Origin of the sequence: Aerosakkonema sp. BLCC-F183 (genome assembly GCF_041929145.1) — a bacterium.
In the GTDB taxonomy this organism is placed as follows: Bacteria; Cyanobacteriota; Cyanobacteriia; order Cyanobacteriales; family Aerosakkonemataceae; genus Aerosakkonema.
Map to the genome: position 1 here is coordinate 120,956 of NZ_JBHFNU010000049.1, position 19,084 is coordinate 140,039.

At 40.7% G+C, this 19,084-nt stretch carries 10 protein-coding genes; 6 read left to right on the forward strand and 4 right to left on the reverse strand.

What is annotated here, in order from left to right:
- Nucleotides 1-363: 363 nt before the first annotated feature.
- Nucleotides 364-8,604 (forward strand): S8 family serine peptidase, encoded by an 8,241-nt coding sequence (locus tag ACE1CD_RS14795; RefSeq protein WP_374825077.1) that lies wholly within the window; start codon nt 364-366, stop codon nt 8,602-8,604.
- Here the strand turns inward: ACE1CD_RS14795 and ACE1CD_RS14800 are convergent, their stop codons facing one another.
- A complete protein-coding gene (locus ACE1CD_RS14800) occupies nt 8,605-8,805 on the reverse strand; it encodes a hypothetical protein (RefSeq protein ID WP_374825079.1) in 201 nt (66 codons plus the stop codon).
- Between the two features lie 37 nt (nt 8,806-8,842).
- On the opposite strand from ACE1CD_RS14800, the gene ACE1CD_RS14805 reads away from it, so the two are divergent.
- Nucleotides 8,843-9,424: a Uma2 family endonuclease gene (locus tag ACE1CD_RS14805; protein ID WP_374825081.1), complete on the forward strand. Its 582-nt coding sequence runs from the start codon at nt 8,843-8,845 to the stop codon at nt 9,422-9,424.
- 79 nt (nt 9,425-9,503) lie between these two features.
- On the opposite strand, the gene ACE1CD_RS14810 is transcribed toward ACE1CD_RS14805, so the two are convergent.
- Nucleotides 9,504-9,632, reverse strand: coding sequence for a hypothetical protein (locus tag ACE1CD_RS14810; RefSeq protein ID WP_374795513.1), 129 nt, complete (start codon nt 9,630-9,632; stop codon nt 9,504-9,506).
- A 124-nt stretch (nt 9,633-9,756) separates the two neighbouring features.
- On the opposite strand from ACE1CD_RS14810, the gene ACE1CD_RS14815 reads away from it, so the two are divergent.
- From ACE1CD_RS14815 to ACE1CD_RS14830, 4 genes are all read left to right on the forward strand, one after another.
- Complete coding sequence (locus tag ACE1CD_RS14815; RefSeq protein ID WP_374795514.1) at nt 9,757-10,014, forward strand: type II toxin-antitoxin system ParD family antitoxin; 258 nt, start codon at nt 9,757-9,759, stop codon at nt 10,012-10,014.
- On the forward strand, nt 10,014-10,310 hold the full coding sequence (locus tag ACE1CD_RS14820; RefSeq protein WP_374795515.1) for a type II toxin-antitoxin system RelE/ParE family toxin: 297 nt from the start codon (nt 10,014-10,016) through the stop codon (nt 10,308-10,310). Before ACE1CD_RS14815 ends, ACE1CD_RS14820 begins: the two co-directional genes overlap by 1 nt.
- Before the next feature lie 273 nt (nt 10,311-10,583).
- Complete coding sequence (locus ACE1CD_RS14825) at nt 10,584-13,478, forward strand: filamentous hemagglutinin N-terminal domain-containing protein (protein WP_374825083.1); 2,895 nt, start codon at nt 10,584-10,586, stop codon at nt 13,476-13,478.
- Nucleotides 13,479-13,482: 4 nt separating this feature from the next.
- Nucleotides 13,483-15,894, forward strand: a complete 2,412-nt coding sequence (locus ACE1CD_RS14830) for a CHAT domain-containing protein (protein WP_374825085.1) — start codon at nt 13,483-13,485, stop codon at nt 15,892-15,894.
- A 28-nt stretch (nt 15,895-15,922) separates the two neighbouring features.
- Here the strand turns inward: ACE1CD_RS14830 and ACE1CD_RS14835 are convergent, their stop codons facing one another.
- Nucleotides 15,923-16,699 carry a DUF928 domain-containing protein gene (locus ACE1CD_RS14835; RefSeq protein WP_374825087.1) on the reverse strand — a complete coding sequence of 259 codons (777 nt, stop codon included), beginning with the start codon at nt 16,697-16,699 and terminating at the stop codon, nt 15,923-15,925.
- A 21-nt stretch (nt 16,700-16,720) separates the two neighbouring features.
- Entirely contained in the window at nt 16,721-19,063 is a 2,343-nt protein-coding gene (locus ACE1CD_RS14840) for a CHASE2 domain-containing protein (protein ID WP_374825089.1), read from the reverse strand.
- Nucleotides 19,064-19,084 lie beyond the last annotated feature (21 nt).

The window sequence follows — 19,084 nt, forward strand, 5'->3', positions numbered from 1 at the left end:
TAGTGGAAATAATCAATTTCCTAACGAGTTAATCAATTTTTATCCTTTTAAGAATTGGCAATATTTGCCAATCAATTTCTCATGCTTAAAAACCAAGTCTAACCTAACTAATTTAAACAGTTATCATGTCCACAATAAAAAGCTCTTGACCTATTCAGCTTCATCATAAATTTATATTTAATCTTAGTTTGTGAAACTTAGTTAAAGCCCCTATTTTCTACGTAAATTTACGGCTGTGTCTTCTTTATAGAAATGTAATATTTTATTTGTTGCTATTCATTTAGAGCTAGCCATAGTAATACAAAAGCGAATCTAAGCAAGAGTTTGACTATCAATAATGCAAGTATCGAGGGGTGCTAACAGATGTCCACTTTTGAGATTGGTCTACTAAATAACTCTTACAATGCAGCCGATGCCCTTGGCGTTGCGTATCCATCCGATCAATATAGCTTTACACTTGGCGATACTCAAAGTTTCAAGTTATCCCTCACTGGCATCAGCACGACTGTAGACTGGCAGATCAAAGACAGTCAGGGAACAACTCTGCACAGTGGCTCAGTTAGCCCCACCAACTTAGAAGGAATTAATATTGATAATTTGTCAGCAGGGGAGTATTCTCTTGAGCTTTCCCAAACAAATACCGATACTAACTATGCTCTCAACATTGACCTGCTGACTAAGTTGAATGTAGAATCGGGATTTTTTACTGTCGGACAAACTGGACAAATAGGGGTTGATTACTTAACTGACGGCGGTTGGTATCAGGGCGAGTTAGCCATTTTCAGTTTGACGGGAATGGAGGCTTTTGCTCCAGGCTCGCAAGCTTTTATTAAAGAAGCTGCTAGAAGGTCACTGACCAATTCAACACAAGGTTACGTCGTTATTGCAGACGCTACAGAAGGAGCCAAGTTCAGTCCTACTTTTCCTTGGGGAGATAATTACAACAATGGCGAATATAAAAATATAAAGACATTTGCCATGAAACCAGGGGATAATTTTGGCTTTATGCTTGTTCCCAATGGCACCGCACAACAGGTATTTGATAATCCGAATATAGGTGGAGCAAAGCGTCCTTTATTCTCTTTGGTAACAGCTAACCCGAATGAGGCGTTTCACGTCGGTCAAATTGCGGATGTAATCGGGGATGGCAAAACTTTTGTCATGGAGGATAAGCGAGTTGATGAAGGTTCGGATAAGGATTATAACGATATAGTTTTTCGACTAACTGGTGCTACAGGAAAAGCAGTTAAGTTAGATGATGTAATTGCTGCGGATAAAGATTGGTGCAAAACTAAGGTAGTTGATGATTTAATTGCTTACATCAACACGCCTCCTCAGTTTTTGCAATTCACCACCAAAACACTCTATAAAGCAGGTGAAGCGATCGAGCTTACTGATGCTAAAGTTTATGACGAAAATCGAGACTTGACCAAAGTAAATTTCTGGTTAAACAGAAAGGAAGAGGTTGGCTGGGTTAATATCAAAGATGCGACTAAAGATGCTTTCAAAGTGAATGAAGACTGGACAAGCTTCAATTACTCTTTGAGAGATTTAGTAGCGGGTAGTTACGAACTGAAGGCGATCGCATTCGACGAGCGGCAACAAAGCAACGAGATAATTAAGGAGTTTCGGGTCAATGCCGCTCCGAAAGAACTGCAATTTAGCATTACCCAAGATACTTACGATATCGGAGAAACGGTAAGTATCACTGGAGGTACAGTGTATGATGCTGACGGGGTGGGTGACTTAGTTAAGGTAGGTTTCTTTTTAAAGAAAGACAATAATACTTGGCAAGATATTACTGCCGATGTCACCAGTTTCACGGCTGGTAGTGGAGATAATAATTTAGCAAACTTCACCTACTCATTATCACCAAATTTATTAAAAGAGGCTGGCAATTACGAGATTAAAGGCGTAGCTTACGATCTAGCAGATGATTCCAGTAATGAGGTAATCAAGAACTTTACCATCCGCAGCAAAACTGTCGAACCATCACCCAACTCGCCACCCGAACAATTGCAGTTTAACTTATTACCATATTACACGATCGGTCAATCAGTCAGCATTACGGATGGAAAAGTATACGACAAAAATGGTGAGAGCGACCTGAAATCAGTAGATTTAGAGCTATACAAAGATAACGTTTTTTTGAATAAATATAGTGTAGCGATCGCAGATGATGATCGAAGTGGAGACGGCTGGGGAACTTTCAACTATTTGTGGAGCGATTTACCAGAAGGGAATTATCGTCTAGATGCAAAAGCTTTCGATGGAGTGGAATACTCTGCTAAAGTAAGCCAAAGCTTTTCCGTCATCGGAGAACCTGTCATCGAGCCAGTACCCAATTCGCCACCTGAATTCTTGCAATTTAACTTATTGCCATCCTACAAAATTGGTCAACCAATCACCATTATGGATGGAAAAGTATACGATAAAAATGGTGAGAGCAACCTGAAATCAGTAGATTTAGAGCTATACAAAGATAACGTTTTTTTGAACAAATATACTGTAGCGATCGCAGATGATAATCAAAGTGGAGACGGCTGGGGAACTTTCAACTATTTGTGGAGCGATTTATCAGTAGGGAATTATCGTTTAGAGGCGAAAGCTTTCGATGGAGTGGAATACTCTGCTAAAGTAAGCCAAAGCTTTTCCGTCATTAGCGAACCTGTCATCGAGCCAGTACCCAATTCACCACCTGAATTCTTGCAATTGAATTTATTGTCATCCTATACAACAGGTCAACCAATCACTTTCACAAATGCGAAAGTATACGATAAAAATGGAGAGAGCGACCTAAAAGAGGTAACTTTAGAGTTATATAAAGATAACAATTTTTTGGGCAATTATACAGTCGGTATTGTGGATGATAGTCAAAGTGGAGATGGCTGGGGAACTTTTAACATTTCTTTTAATCAGCTAGCAGAAGGAAATTATCAAATTAAAGCATCCGCTTACGATAAAGCGAATGCCGAAAGTAATAAAGTAGTTCAAAGCTTTACCGTAGAAGCAAACAAACCGCCACAGCCTAACAGAGCGCCTGGAGCTTTAGATTTTAGTATTTTGCCTCTTTACGTTAATGGTGAGACACTAAGTTTTAGTGATGGGAAAGTTTATGACCCGGATGGAGCTAGAGACGTAGATAGAGTATATTTTTGGTTGGGTACAATTGCTGGCGAACAAGTTGACGCGATCGAAGTTACTCAGTTTACTCCCGATAGCAAGGGTAACGCTAGATTTGATTTCAATTACGACTTGAGTAAATTAGCACCAGGACGCTACCAATTATGGGCGATCGCAACTGACAAATCGGGAGATTATAGCGAACCAACAATCCAAACTTTCTCTATTACCAGTGATGCGGGAATCAAGGGATTATCAGATGAAGAAAGATTAGCTATGCTAGATGCGGCTAAGTTGGAAAACTATACTCCCGAACAATTAGCTGCAACTCGCGAATGGGTAGTTTGGATAACGCCGGGTCAATCTTCAGCAGAGTTAGCAACAGCTGTAGAAGCGCAAGATAAGGGTGCTACTGGATATATTCCAAATACATACATTTGGGAATTTACCGATACTATTCCTCCCGAAGAAGTTATTCAAAGATTAAGTTCACTTCCTGGTTTGGAATTATCTTACCCCCTTGTTCCCGTACCGACAACTTTATCATCGACACCAAACGACGAACCTTTAGTCCAAAAACCAGGAACTTTAAACCCAAGTTACCCAGTTCCCGATCCGAACGATACCAAACTTCGCGATTTTCTGAATAGTTACCAGTGGCATTTACGCAGTGGAGTGAACCAAAGTGCTGATGCTAATGTTAGCAATGCTTGGAATTTAGCTCAAGGTAGAGGAGTAGTTATTGGTATAGTTGATGATGGATTAGACTTTAATAACCCAGATTTGAAAGATAGGTATCGAGGAGATTTAAGCTGGGATTTTAATGAAAACAATAGCACTCCTTCGCCAACTTATAATAAAACCATTAGTTTGAAGAATACGCCCAAATTTATCAGAGATTATGGTCAGACCAATATTTATTTAGATGTTCCTTTAACTGGGGTGTTAAGTGATGTAAACGTCCGTTTAAATGCGACGCACGCCAAACTCAGCGATTTAGAAATTTCGCTGGATAGTCCCAACGAACCAATATTTAACCCTACTATTGGGATGGCATCTTCATCGTTTAGGAGAATACAAGGAGGAAATGGTTCCGGTAAAAATCCCGTTAAATTGTTTGGCAATTTTATCGGCAATGGTGCTAATTTAACCAATACTATTTTCGACGACCAAGCAAGTTTATCCATTTTTCAAGGAACAGCACCTTTCACTGGCAAATTTAGGCCATTAGGAACTTTAAGTGATTTTAACGACCAGTGGGCTGGAGGTACTTGGAATTTAAGAATTACCGACAAAGCTTTGGTAGCTGCTGGTTTGTTGAGTAATTGGACATTGGATTTACAAACTTACAATCCGCACGGAACTGCTGTGGCTGGGATAGCAGCTGCTACTGGTAACAATAGTATTAACGGAAGTGGGGTAGCCCCGTTAGCTTCTTTGGCTGGATTGCGGTTAGTTGCTGATGCGGTGACAGATGAACAAATAGCGATGGCATTGACTCATAAAAACCAAGATATTGACATTTATAACAACAGTTGGAAGCTGCAAGATCGCTTAATTAAGCCAGCACTAACTATGGCAGCAATGAAAGAAGGAACGAATCTTGGTAGAAGAGGATTGGGTAATAATTACGTATTTGGCGCTGGTAACGATGAGTGGACTGGCGGGAATGTGAATTACAATGGGTTGGCGAATTCTAGATATGCGATCGCAGTAGCAGCGATCGATCATACGGGCGAACAAACAATCTACAGCGAACCGGGCGCACCGTTGTTAGTTTCTGCTTACTCTAGCGGTAGCGGAGTTGGTATTACTACAACTGATTTAATGGGTAATAACGGTTACTCAGCCGGAGATTATACTAATAGATTTGGTGGTACTTCCGCAGCTGCGCCTTTAGTTTCTGGTGCAATCGCTTTGATGTTAGAAGCTAATCCAAATTTAAGTTGGCGCGACGTGCAACATATTCTAGTGCGGACTGCCAAGCAAAACGATCCGACCGACTTAGATTGGACTACGAATGGTGCAGGATATCACATCAATCATAAGTATGGTTTTGGGGCAATAGATGCGGATGCTGCTGTACGTTTAGCTAAGAATTGGGTATCAGCAGGCGATGAAGTAATGGTTAGTTCCGATCTCCAAAACGTGCTAGAAAATATTCCCGATGGAGACGAACAGACGGGTGTAACTTCAACGGTTAGCATTAATGATGATATTTCTATTGAAAAGCTGGAGGTATTGTTTGATGCTAATCATAATGATTGGAGTGATTTGAAATTAGTGCTAACTTCTCCTGATGGTACGCAGTCGATTTTAGCTGACTATATATCCAGTGATTCCAATGTAAGTAATAGGTTAACGCCTCTATCTAGTATTTGGACTTTCACTTCTGCACGTCACTGGGGCGAGTCTTCTAAGGGAGAATGGAAGTTACAAGCTTTCGATCGGGAGGGCAACCAAGTTGAGGGCAAGTGGAATTCTTGGAGGTTGAATATTTATGGAGCAAAAGCCACAGTGACAGTTACCGCAACAGATAATTTTGCTACAGAAAGCGGCGATTCAGGTCAATTTACTATTACTCGTACAGGTAATACTAAATACGACTTGAGCGTGAACTATTCTATGGCTGGAAATGCAACAAATGAGAAAGATTACAATCAGGTAAGCAATAGTATTATTATTCCGGCTGGAAAATCCGCAGTTACTATTCCTATCATTCCGATCGATGATCAAGTGTATGAAGGCAATGAGGCTGTTATTTTAAATCTAAATGATAGTGATGTTTATACTTTGGGAACTCAAAGTAGTGGAAGATTGGTGATTGGAGATAATGATAATCCCCCTTCAAATAATCCATCTGATATAAAATTTGTGGATTCTGGTACTCTTCTGGAAGGTGGTGATATTGGTTCCGTAACTCCAGGCGATTACGATAGCGATGGAGATATTGATCTTTTGTTAACTGGTTGGGGTAACTCAGGGCTAACTTCAACAATCTATCGTAATGACAGCGGCACTTTTACTGACATCAATGCTTCATTACTAGGAGTACAAAGAAGTGCTGTAGACTGGGGAGATTACGATAATGATGGAGACCTTGATATTCTTCTGACAGGTACTACAGATAATATCAAAAATAATAATGCCAAGATATATCGCAACGATGGTGGTAATTTTACTGAAGTTAATACCTCCTTAAGTGGTGTTCAGTACGGCTCAGTAGCTTGGGGAGATTATGATAACGATGGAGACCTCGATATTTTATTAACTGGGTTTAATGGTCGCAGTATATCAAAAGTTTACCGGAATGATGGCAGCAATACGTTTACTGATATTAATGCACCTCTAGTGGGTGTTCATTATAGTTCGGTAGCTTGGGGAGATTATGACAATGATGGCGATCTTGATATTCTTCTAACGGGTATAGCGCCTAGTAATGGCACTCCTGTATCAAAAATTTACCGTAATAACAGTGGGAATTTTATAGATATTGGTGCTTCTATAGTGGGAGTTCGTGATAGTTCAGTAGCTTGGGGAGACTACGATAATGATGGCGATATTGACATTCTTTTAACAGGTAATGCTGGGACTTTTGTCAATCCCAAAATGGTTAGCAAAATTTACCGCAATGACAATAACACCTTTACTGATATTGGTGCGTCTTTAGCCAATGTTAATCATAGTTCAGTGGCTTGGGGAGACTATGATAACGATGGCGATCTCGACATTTTATTGGTAGGGGCGACAGACAATCAATACCCAACAATTGTCTCGAAAGTTTACCGCAATGATAATGGTAATTTTACCGATATCAAAGCATCCTTAACTGACAGCGTTGAGCTAAATGGTCATGCAGTAGCTTGGGGAGACTATGACAGTGATAGCGATCTCGATATTTTCATATCAGGTGCTACTGGTATTTCTAGGATTTATTGGAATGATTCTTTTGTAGCTAACAAAGCACCAACTGTTCCTACAGGTTTAACTACTTTAGTTAATACGTCTTCTGCAATTTTTAGATGGAATCCGTCTACTGATGACCATACGCCCCAAACAGGTATGACCTACAACTTGCGTGTAGGAACAACACCAGGCGGTTCAGAAATTATGTCCCCAATGGCTAGTGACAATGGTATCCGCAAAGTTGTCCAAATGGGCAATGTTAATCAAAACACTAGCTGGACTCTCAAAAATCTGAAACCGGGTACTTATTATTGGAGTGTCCAAGCAATTGACACTGCTTTTGAAGGTTCGGCGTTTGCCAATGAAGGCAGTTTTACAATTGAAGAACCAAAACCTTCACTAGAGTGGGTACGTCAATTAGGAACTTCTCTTGAGGATTGGAGTAGAGATGTTGCTACCGATAGTGCTGGGAATGTTTACATCGTTGGCAGTACGGGGAGTGGCGATACAAGTACAGGAAATTGGGATAGTTATCTCGCGAAGTACGATAGTAATGGCAATTTAGTTTGGAAACAACAATTTAATGACAATCTTGCTGACCAAGCTTTGGGAGTAAAGATTGATAATACCGATAATATCTACATCGTGGGATCGACAGAGTATGATGCTTACGTTGCTAAGTATAATACCGATGGTGAGGAAATTTGGAAGCGCGTATTTAGCAGTGAGGATGGAGCTTTTGTAATGGGTGACGGAGCTAGGGGAGTAGGAGTTGATGGAGCAGGTAATGTTTACATTGCTGGGAGTACGATGGGTTCTTTCGATGTGTTAAAATCTGTACAGAAGATAACACCTAATCAAGATGTTTTTATTACTAAATATGACAGCGATGGGAATCAGCTTTGGGTGAAAGATTTCGGTTCTTCAAAACACGAATATCCTTGGTCTATGACTGTTGACAGTGCTGGCAGTATTTACATGGTGGGATATACTGAGGGTGCTTTTGGTGGTGAAAGTAAAGGTTCTGACGATGCTTTTGTTACCAAATATGACAGTGATGGCAACCAAGTTTGGTTGCGGCAGTTTGGTACTGTAGCTACGGATCGCGCTTTTGGAATATCACTTGATAATACTGGTAACGTCTACATCTCAGGATTTAGTTCTGGCTCTTTAGACGGTAATATTAATTCAGGGGGAAGCGATAGTTTGGTTGTCAAATACGATAACAGCGGTAATCATTTGTGGACAAAACAGTTTGGAACTACAAGTAGTGACAATGCAACAACAATAAGTATTGATAAAACCGGAAGTATTTATTTGGCTGGCATAACTAAGGGAGGTTTAGATGGCAAGAATAATGCCGGGTTAAATGATGTATTTATTACCCGATATGATAGTAACGGTAACCGTTCTTGGAGCGACCAGTTAGGGACTGTTGGCGAAGATCAACTCTTAAAATTAATTATCGATAACGATAACAATATGTATTTGACGGGGGTTGCTAGTGGCTCTTTACTTGGTCAACCCTATGCAGGTTCTTACGATGCTCTTTTACTCAAGTACAAGATCCGGTAGTTAGACTGGGCGGATTAAAAAATTTTTGTGCAAAAAAGAGCGATCGCACCTTCCTCCCTTCTCTAGGTGCGATCGCCTTGATGACCTATGGATGGAAAAATTTGGCCTAACAGAGGTGCGATCGCGTAGCGTGCCGTTAGGCGTATCGCGCAGTGTGCCTCCCGGCATATCGCATTTTCCGCAACTCTTCAGGAGTGGCATAAGGGTAAACTTGTGATAGGAGCAAGGAGATTTCGTTATGACAGTAACGCTAGACAAAACAAAAGACCAACGGCTAGTTCATTTTGGCATGAGTTGGCAACAGTTCAAGTTACTTCAGGAAAGCTTTGCCGACGCACGAGGAATTCGACTCGCTTATTACAAAGGAGAAATTGAAATTGTGACACTTTCCCCTGACCACGAATCAATCAGCCGCATGATTACAGGGTTGCTCATTGTGTATTTTTTGAACAAAAACATTGAATTCAACCCATTAGGCAGCTTTACCCAAGAAAAGGAAGAGGAAGTTTCAGCGCAAGCAGACGAATCATTTGCTATTGGTAGCTCAACAGCAACTAAACCTGACCTGGTTGTAGAAGTAATCTTTACCAGTGGTAGCGATCGCAAATTGAAGCGCTATAAAGTTTTAGGTGTTCCTGAAGTTTGGTTTTGGGAGGATGGTTTATTCACGCTGTATCGTTTGCGGGAATCAGGGTATGAGCGGATAGAGCGTTCTGAAGTTTTGCCAGATTTGGATATCAACCTGTTAACTCGTTGCGTGATGATGGCTTCTAAACTTGAAGCTCTTAAAGCGTTTCAACAGACAATTGCTCAAGCTTAGCCAAATATCTAACGTAAGTAGCTAGTTACAAATATTCTTGGTTATATCGTGCCTAACTTTGGAGGTCGGTAGACAGCATTTATGAGAGCGATCGCACCTTCCTTCCATCTCTAGGTGCGATCGCCTTAATGAAGTATGGATGGGAAAATTTGGCAAGTAACAGAGGTGCGATTGGATTTCCTTCCCGCGCCTCGTCAGGAGTTGCCAAAATTGTTGTGGAAGCGTGGAACGCTGAGTCAAACGCAGCATTCGCAAAATTTTAATAACAAGAATTGCTATTGGCTGTTATTGTGACCTAAAATGAAGTTGAAAGGTCACAGGAGAGAGCAAAGATGAATGTATCCCTGACACCGGAGTTAGAGCAGTACGTCCAAGAAAAAATCAAGAGTGGAAAGTATTATTCTGCTAGTGAGGTTATCCGTGAAGGATTGCGGTTGCTACAAGAAAAAGATGAGATGCACCAAATTCGCTTGCAGCAACTACAGCAAGATATTCAGGCAGGGATCGATAGTGGAGAATCAACTCCCTTAGATATGCAAGCTATCAAAGCCAAAGCACGGCAGGGTCGTCAGCAGAGGCAGTCACAGTAATGGCAATTATTATTAAACGTCCGTTAGCTGAACAGGATTTGCTTGATATTTGGGAGTTTATCGCCGAAGACAGTCTAGACCGAGCAGATGAGTTTTTGGATAGGTTGGAGGGTAAGTTACAAACTTTGGCACTCAATCCTGGGATGGGTAGGAGGCGAGAAGAACTGTTAACAGGGTTGCGGAGTTTTCCCAGCGACAATTACATCGTATTTTACCGGAAAATTGAGGATGGTATTGATGTAATTCGTATTTTACATGGCTCAAGAGATTTTGAGGCAATTTTTAGGCAGGGCTAAATAAACTCAGTAGATCGCCTTTATGGGAGCGATCGCACCTTTTCCCCATCTCTAAGTGCGATCGCGCAGCGTGCCGGAGGCATATCGCTCTTTTTTGCTCAATCGCTTTCCATAACACTTTTTGACCAATTATTCAAGCTTAATATAAAACTTTTAACTAAAATTCAAATAATAATTTAAATTAACCCTTAAATAAGAGCCATTATCTTGTAATATTATTTCAGCTAAAGCAATTTAACTTAAAATACCAGCTATGCTATTAGGTGCTTTACCGTGACAGAGAGAAGCCAAAAGAAAAAAAGTAAAATTTTTTGTATTCTAACTTACATCTTCGGGTTTCCCTCTCTGGCAACAGCGCAAATCGTTCCAGATAATACCCTACCTGTTAATTCAACTGTCACATTTTCTAACAACTCCTTTACTATCGAAGGTGGAACTGAACTAGGTAGCAACCTATTCCATAGCTTTGAGCAGTTTTCTATCCCCACGAACGGAACTGCATACTTTAACAATACTCTAACAATTCAAAATATCTTTAGTCGCGTAACAGGTAATTCAATATCAAACATTGATGGTTTAATTAGAGCCAACGGTGATGCTAACTTATTTTTAATTAATCCGAATGGAATTATTTTTGGGCAAAATGCCTCTCTTAATATTGGAGGCTCATTTCTAGCCAGTACAGCTAATAGCCTGCTTTTTAAAGATGGCAGTCAATTTAGTGCCACCAATCCCCAAGCCCCACCGTTACTAACAGTAAATGTACCTGTTGGCTTACAATTCACAAATACACCGGGAGCAATTTCAGTACAAGGGACAGGTCATAATTTTAGTGTAGATCCAGAAACGGGAAAAGTTACTAGAAATGATAGCGCGATCGGTCTATCCGTAAATCCGGGTAACACTTTAGCATTGATAGGTGGAGATGTTACTTTAACAGGTGGAAATTTAACGGCAAACGGGGGAAGAGTTGAACTTGGGTCAGTTGTCAACGGGCAGTTATCAATTGTTGATAGCAATGGAAAAATAACGATCGATCGAGCCGAAAGTACTAATAATTATGGAGATATTCAGTTATTAGGTGCATCTGCCATAGATGTTAGCGGAAACGGTGGTTCAGTTCAAATACAAGGACGAAATATTTATCTTTATGATGGCTCAACAATACTAACTCTCACCCAAGCAGAAGAACGAGGAGAAAATTTAACTGTAAAAGCTTCCGATACTGTAGAATTGATTGGTACTACAGCCGACAGTCGCTTATTCCGCAGTAGTTTGCTGAGTCAGGCTCAAGGGGAAGGAAAAGCTGCCGATTTGACAATAGAAACTGGTCAATTAATTATTCAAGGAGGAGAAGCAGCAGCTTCTACTTTCGGGGCAGGAGATGCCGGAAATCTTATCGTTCGCGCTAGAGATGCGGTGCAATTAACTGGCATAGAAACGGATGGAGAATTGACCAGCGGATTATTTTCTTTAGTCAATCCAGATGCAACTGGGAACGGAGGAAATTTAACCGTAGAAACAAGACAATTAACTGTTAAGAATGGCGCACAGATAGCAACTACTACGTTTAGCGATGGTCAAGGTGGAAATCTCACCATCCGTGCCTCAGATTCAGTAGAATTAATCGGAGGAACGATTACTATTGACCCGTTTGCTGAACTTCCCTATCCTAGCGGCTTATTCTCTTTAGCCGTAGGTTTTGGTCAAGGTGGAAATTTAACAGTAGAAACAGGGCGATTGATTGTCAACGATGCAGCAGAGATATCCAATACTACTTTTTCGGATGGGAATGCAGGAACTTTACTAATTCGTGCTTCCGATTCAGTAAAAGTTAGTGCAAATGGCGGTATATCAACTCAAGTTAATCAGGAAGAAGCGACCGGAAATGGAGGAAATATAACGATTGAAACTAAGCAGTTAATAGTACAAAATGGAGGACAAATAACAGCTTCTACTTTCGGTATAGGTGCAGGAGGAACTTTGATTGTTCGTGGTGTCGAACAAGAAGGAATTTCGACTGCTAATGAAGCTGAATCTGTGGAATTAATAGGAATATCGCCAGATGGGTTTCCTAGTGGTTTGTTTGCTATCACTGGAGGAACTGGTGCAGGTGGAAATTTAATTATTAATACCAGAAGATTAATTGCCGAAAATGGCGCACAGGCAGCAGCTTCTACTATCGGCGAAGGATTAGGAGGAACTGTCACGGTAAATGCTTCTGAATCAGTCCAATTGCGGGGAATAGGAATCAAACCAGATGGCGAAATTGCACGTACAGGAGAAGGCGATATAATTCGCAGTGGATTATTAGCCAGAACTCGGTTTGAAGGTAATGGAAAAGCAGGCAGTATAAACATTAATACAGAACAATTAACCATCCAAGATGGCGCAACAACAACAGTCAGCACTCGCTTAGGTTCCGAAAACGCTGCTGCTGGTAATATCACCGCTCAAGCTAACAATATATTACTCGAAAATGGCATAATCACCGCCGAAACAAGAGCAGGAGATTTCGGAAATATAGAATTAAATTCAAACAACCTACAACTGCGTCGCCAAAGCAGTATCACCAGCAACGCCACCGGAACGGGAGGTAACATTACCCTCAATACAGGTGTATTAGCAGCATTAGAAAATAGCGACATCACCGCCAATTCCACAGACAGCAGAGGCGGTCAAGTAAACATCAACACAGAAGGCATTTTTCGACAAGGATTTTTAGGAACAAATGTTTCCAGAGAAGCAAGCGATTTCACCAGCGATATCACCGCTACCTCTAATTTAGGCCCACAATTTGACGGTGTAATAAATATTCAGACTCCCGAAATAGACCCGACTCAAGGATTAATCGCTTTACCTCCTATTGATAATCGACCAGTTTTCCAAAATGTTTGTGCAGCCACAAGAGATAATGATGAAATTGGCGAATTTGTTCTTACCGGACGTGGCGGTTTACCGCCAAATCCGAGAGAAGCACTCAACCTTTCCACCGCAGAAAGTACCTTTGCGCCAACCGAAATTATAGAAGCACAAGGATGGATAAAAGATGATAAAGGCGTCATACATTTAATTGTACAAGCGCCCAAAGTAACTCCCTATAGTCCCGCAGAAAGTGTAACAGCTTGTCGCACACCATCTCCAGTATCTATGAATACTTTTAATTAAAAATATGGCAAGAAAAGGCAAATCATTTCTAACATTTTCTCACTGTATCAAAAAGCGTTTAGCTTGGTGGTTAATTGCTGCTAGCTGTATGGTTTTGTGTCTCCTCAAATCTCCTGTTTCCGCTCAACTTACCCACAATACCGTACCCAACTTACTAAAGAACGCCCAAGAGTTGCAAGCAGCAGGACATTACCGTAGCGCTTGCGGAACTTTATTACAATCTTTAGCCATTCCTTCCCAAGAATGCAGAACGTTAATTCGCGATGAAACTTCCCTGCAAGTAGCAGAAACTCTTCCCAAGTTAGCAGATTCTCAACTGACTGCTACGAGTTTAAGAAATTTGGGAGATATTTTACGAATTGTTGGTGCTGTCAACAACTCAGAACAGATTTTACAGCAAAGTTTGCAAATGTTTCAACGCTTAAAATCCGATGCAGAGATTAGCTCTACTTTAGTTAGTTTAGGCAATACCAAACGCGCTTTAGGCAAACGCGAAGAAAATTATAATAATCAATCAAAAGCGCAAATGGCTTACGAAGCTGCCTTAAAATTTTATCAAAATGCTGTTTCACTATCTGCCGCACCTATAACCAATTTACGAGCCAAGCTAAATCAACTAAGCTTGTTAATAGAAACTCCCCTCAGTTCTGATATCGGTGATTTACTACAACAAATTCAATCTCATCTTACTGAATTAGCGTCAACGAAAGAAACAATTTATGCGCGGCTGGATTTAGCTCGCAGTTTGACTTGTCTGAAATTACAACAAGAAGAACAAACGCCTGATTATCCTTCACCGATTGCCAGAGAATGCGCTAACTCAAACGTTAATAAAAAAAGCCAGCAAATTGAGATGTTATCTTGGCAATATATCGGCCAATTATTAGCAACATCTATCCAACAAACTAAAACTTTAAACGATGTGCGATCGCAATCCTATGCTTTAGGACAATTAGGAGAATTATATGAAATAACTCAACAATTGTCAAGTGCAAAACAACTAACGGAACAAGCTTTGCGCCTCGCGCAATCAATTCAAGCCTGGGATATTGCCTATCGCTGGCAATGGCAATTGGGAAGACTGGAAATTAAGCAAGAAAAAGATATTGAAAGCGCTATAGAAGCTTACACAGCCGCTTTCGATAATCTCCAATTATTACGAAAAGATTTAACTGCTCTTAACCCCGACCTTCAGTTTAACTTTCGGGATGAAGTGGAACCTGTCTATCGCGAATTTGTTGATTTACTCTTAAAACAAGAAAATATAACCAAAGCGCGAGATGTAATAGAGGCGCTACAATTAGCGGAACTGAACAATTTCTTTCGAGAAGCTTGTTTAAATAGCGAACCAAAACAAATCGATCGCATCGATAAAAATGCTGCCGTAATTTATCCGATTATTCTCAAAAATAGGTTAGAAGTAATACTCACCTTACCCGAACAGCCTATCCGCCATCATACCATAGATATATCTGCCGATGAAATCCACAAAACTATAGACAACCTGCGAAAATTATTAAGAAACCCCAGCATTAGTATTGAAGAAGTTAAAAACCAATCAAAACAGATATATGACTGGTTGCTAAAACCGTTTGAAGCCGACCTGGAAATTGCTCAAAATCGGGAAGAAAGCCAGGTAAAAACGCTGGTATTTGTTTTAGATGGTGCGCTCAGAAATCTGCCAATGGCAGTCCTTTATAATGGAGAAAAATATTTGCTGGAAAGATATGCGATCGCACTTGCTCCAGGTTTGCAACTTATAGACCCCAGACCATTAACGCGAGAGCGAATCAATGCCTTAATTGGTGGTGCAAAAGACGCTCCCAGCTTCCAAAAAGAAACTCCAAAGTTTGGTTTGATAGATAATGTAGAAACTGAATTAAACCAAATTAGTAAAGAAATACCGAGTCGCCAACTGGCAGAACAAAAATTTAATCGCACCAATATTCAAAACCAAATAAACTCATTTGACTTTTCCATAGTTCACCTAGCAACACACGGGAGATTCAGTTCTAACCCTGATGAAACTTTTATCCTCGCTTGGGATGAACGCATCAAAGTAAAAGATTTGGATAAATTACTGCGACAAAAAAACCAGCCTCAATCTAACCCAATTGAACTATTAGTCTTAAGTGCTTGTCAGACCGCACTAGGAGACAACCGCGCTGCTTTGGGACTAGCGGGAGTCGCCGTGAGAGCAGGCGCACGCAGTACCTTGGCAACTTTGTGGCAAGTTAACGATGCTTCTACGACTGAACTAATGATTCTGTTTTACCAAGAGTTAAAGAAACCGCAATTGACAAAAGCAGAAGCACTCCGACAAGCTCAACTTGCTATATTAAAAAATTACCCAGACACAGATTACCAAAAACCTTATTATTGGGCTCCTTTTATTATGGTTGGGAATTGGTTTTGATGGGAAATGCTACCAACTTCCAATCCAATCAATTTACATTCCCAACGATTCGCTCTGCGGAAATTTCTCCTAATCTCACCTCTTCGCTTTTTAAAAGATTAATCCAAGCATTAATAGCTTCCCTATTTTCCGGTTCCTTAAGGCGAAGTTGACCCAACTCGGTTACAGTATCGTACCAAATACCATTTTTGGCATAAATAGCTGCTTTTTCCAATGCTGTTTTCACTGCTTTTAACTGACTATCTAACTCAGAGCTAATCCCAATCCTTTGCACCTGTCCAGTTACAAAAGCAGGGGTAGAGTTTTCGGGAGAACCTTCTCTTTGAGGGCAGTTAAGAGTAAAATACCAACGATATTTTTTACCGATTTCCAAAGGTTCGACTGTAGGGGGAATAGTGACGCTGACAATTCCTGGCGTTTTTGACAAGCTGAAAGGAGTACGGTAGATATTTTTTTCCCCATCCTGCAATGAAAATTCTCCAGAACTAGCTTCCTCTGGCGCATAAGGTACGTAAACCCAAAAAGTAGGTCGATCGCTAATAGTTGACTCCAACTTGCTACCACCTCCTAAACGAGTTAGAGGAATGCTTTTAGACAAACAATCACCCCGACTCCCCGGACCTCTATTATCTGTAGTTGTAGTACCCCTAGTTCCTCCAGAAGGAGAAGTTTGATTTGATGTTCGGGGAATAAAGCGGATATCTACTCCTTGAGAAATTAGCTGACTCGACTGTGCTAATAGTCGCAACGGAAAAATGATAAAGTTAATCAAAAATAAGCAGATGACAATACCCGGTCTGTTCATAAATTCAACTCCATTTTTCTATTATTGTTGCCGATTTGTTGATAAGGTGTAGATGGCCAAGCTTACACCTGTAATTACTGAAGCTAAAACAGAAGGTATCAAGGGTATCCAACCTCCTTTTAGCAAAACTAAAAAACAAATAGCATAAATGAGCGAAATTGTAATGCCCCCAGCAGCTATCTGCTGTATGCGCGATCGCAAACACCAACCAATCATACCTCCAACAAAAGACCAACACCAAATCCAGATAGTTTCAGCTTGTTTTGGCCACCACCAAATCAATGGGCGATTATCCAAAACTGCACTAATAATTTGACTTACTTTATGTGCCTGAATTTCTACACCTGTCATTCTTTGAATTGGCCAATGACCGTAACTGTAAGGCGTCAGCCAATGGTCATCGTTAAAACTAGGAGCAGTTGTACCGATAATAACAATGCGATTTCTGATTAAATCGGGATTAATTTTGCCGTTGAGAAATTCTTTGAGGGTGACTTTCTGAGCAATTTGACGGGTAGAGCGGTAATTGAGCATGATTTGATGAGCGCGTGAATCTATTAGTTGATATCCCCCCGAATCTTTTTCTAGAGTAGTAAAAATAGTTTTTCCGATAAAAGACAAATAATCTTGTGGTTTAATCAGGTCTAATTTAATATTGTCATCATCTAAATAACGTTTAGCTAATTGCAGGCTGAAAGAAAACTCTGTTTGACAAGGAGATTGTTTTCCGTTAGCTAATAAATGGCGGCGAAGAATGCCATCAGGATCGGTTATAACATTATTAAAACCCAAACGTTCGGGTGGAACTTCCGTAGGTGGTAAGATTCCGGGGTGATTGCCGTTACTAGCTTGGCAGACAGCAAAAAAGCGATCGCTCTTTTTCATCCGAGTTGCTAAATCCGCATATTTTGCTTGAACGGGGTTATCCCGATAGATTAGCAATCCAATTGCTCTCGGCTGATATTGCTCTACTTTTTTCAATAAAATAGCTAGAGAGCGATCGGATATCGATGCGCTTCCTCTTTCCGCAGATGGTTGAGATTGTACGTCATTTTCAGTAATAGTAACTAATAGCAGGCGATTATCCTGTCCTTCATCAGGACGCAAACGCATTAATTGGTCAAAAGATTGCAACTCCCAAGCTTGCAAAAAAACAAGCGATCGCACCCCCTTCACCAAAGCAGTTACCACCACACTTACTAACAGCACAGATTGCCATTTTGGGATTTTAGAATTAGGATTTTCGATTTTTTGTAACGACGGAATTTCTACTTTCGCAGCGGGTAACAAATCTTCCCACCTTGGCGGCACCTCTGCGGGATTTTGACAAATTACAGGCAACCAAGTCGCACAAGGAAACTCACCCTCCATCCCCTGCAACCTTTCTCGCGCTGACCGCACAGCTAAATAAAATGACTTACCAGCCACAAATGCTGTCAGAAAATTTCTCAAAAATTCTTGAGCTACTCTGTCTGGCACCAACTCCCGCATCACAATCATTTGGGGAATATGCAAATCATCTAATTGCCGTGCCAAACCTAAACCATCGCAAGAATTAAACACTGCTAATTTTAAACCTTGTTCGACTGCTTTTCTGAGAGCGTACCACAGCTCGTTAATTGTTAAACTTTCAGTGGGATTGATATAAATTATACCCGTTTCCCCTTCTGTCTCGCTATGACCTGCAAAAAAGATGATATCCCAAGGTTGTTCCCACAATCGATCGTTAATTTGTTGACGTTGAGGTTCTACTAAAAAGACTACTTCTGCATTAGGTAAGCTTTCTAGCAAACCTCGATCTCTCTCAATATTAAGACCGGCACTATGTCCTAAAATAGCTAAAATTTTGACCCTCGCCTTCTCCTGTACCGAATTCAATTTTTTAGTAGCTTCAAACTTTTTTGCACTTAAGGCAACTTCTGCCAAAGGGTAACGCTCAAAAAAATCCCACAAATGCCAAGGAAGTTTCTGTAAATGACTATCTTCAGTGCGAATCAATAGCCTAATTGCTTCCTCTCGGCTTAACTCTTCTCGCAATCGCCTGTCAATAGGACGAAAATCGTCAGAATCCAACCACGCACTCAGGCGTAATCGTAACTCTTGCGCTGACTGATGACATTGCTCAATTCGCTTATTTACCGAACCATCATAAGTAATTTTCTTCGGTTTAATGCGGTAAGGCGCACCCACGCTACGATAATTTTGTTGCCAGCTATCTAAACAAACGAGCAAATCTGGATCTGGCGGTAATTGACCAGCGATCTCTATTTCAGGACGCCTACTTTCCCAGCCAATTTCTAGGCTGACTCGAAACCCATTTCGCTCTAGATCGCCATCTAACTTTAGAACGACTAACTTAACCATAATTTGCCCCTTTTTAGTCAG

Bases quoted from the DNA above. Each gene is read 5' to 3' on its own strand.
- ACE1CD_RS14795 (WP_374825077.1), top strand. From the start codon at position 364: ATGTCCACTTTTGAGATTGGTCTACTAAATAACTCTTACAATGCAGCC.
- ACE1CD_RS14800 (WP_374825079.1), bottom strand. From the start codon at position 8,805: ATGCCACTCCTGAAGAGTTGCGGAAAATGCGATATGCCGGGAGGCACA.
- ACE1CD_RS14805 (WP_374825081.1), top strand. From the start codon at position 8,843: ATGACAGTAACGCTAGACAAAACAAAAGACCAACGGCTAGTTCATTTT.
- ACE1CD_RS14815 (WP_374795514.1), top strand. From the start codon at position 9,757: ATGAATGTATCCCTGACACCGGAGTTAGAGCAGTACGTCCAAGAAAAA.
- ACE1CD_RS14820 (WP_374795515.1), top strand. From the start codon at position 10,014: ATGGCAATTATTATTAAACGTCCGTTAGCTGAACAGGATTTGCTTGAT.
- ACE1CD_RS14830 (WP_374825085.1), top strand. From the start codon at position 13,483: ATGGCAAGAAAAGGCAAATCATTTCTAACATTTTCTCACTGTATCAAA.
- ACE1CD_RS14835 (WP_374825087.1), bottom strand. From the start codon at position 16,699: ATGAACAGACCGGGTATTGTCATCTGCTTATTTTTGATTAACTTTATC.
- ACE1CD_RS14840 (WP_374825089.1), bottom strand. From the start codon at position 19,063: ATGGTTAAGTTAGTCGTTCTAAAGTTAGATGGCGATCTAGAGCGAAAT.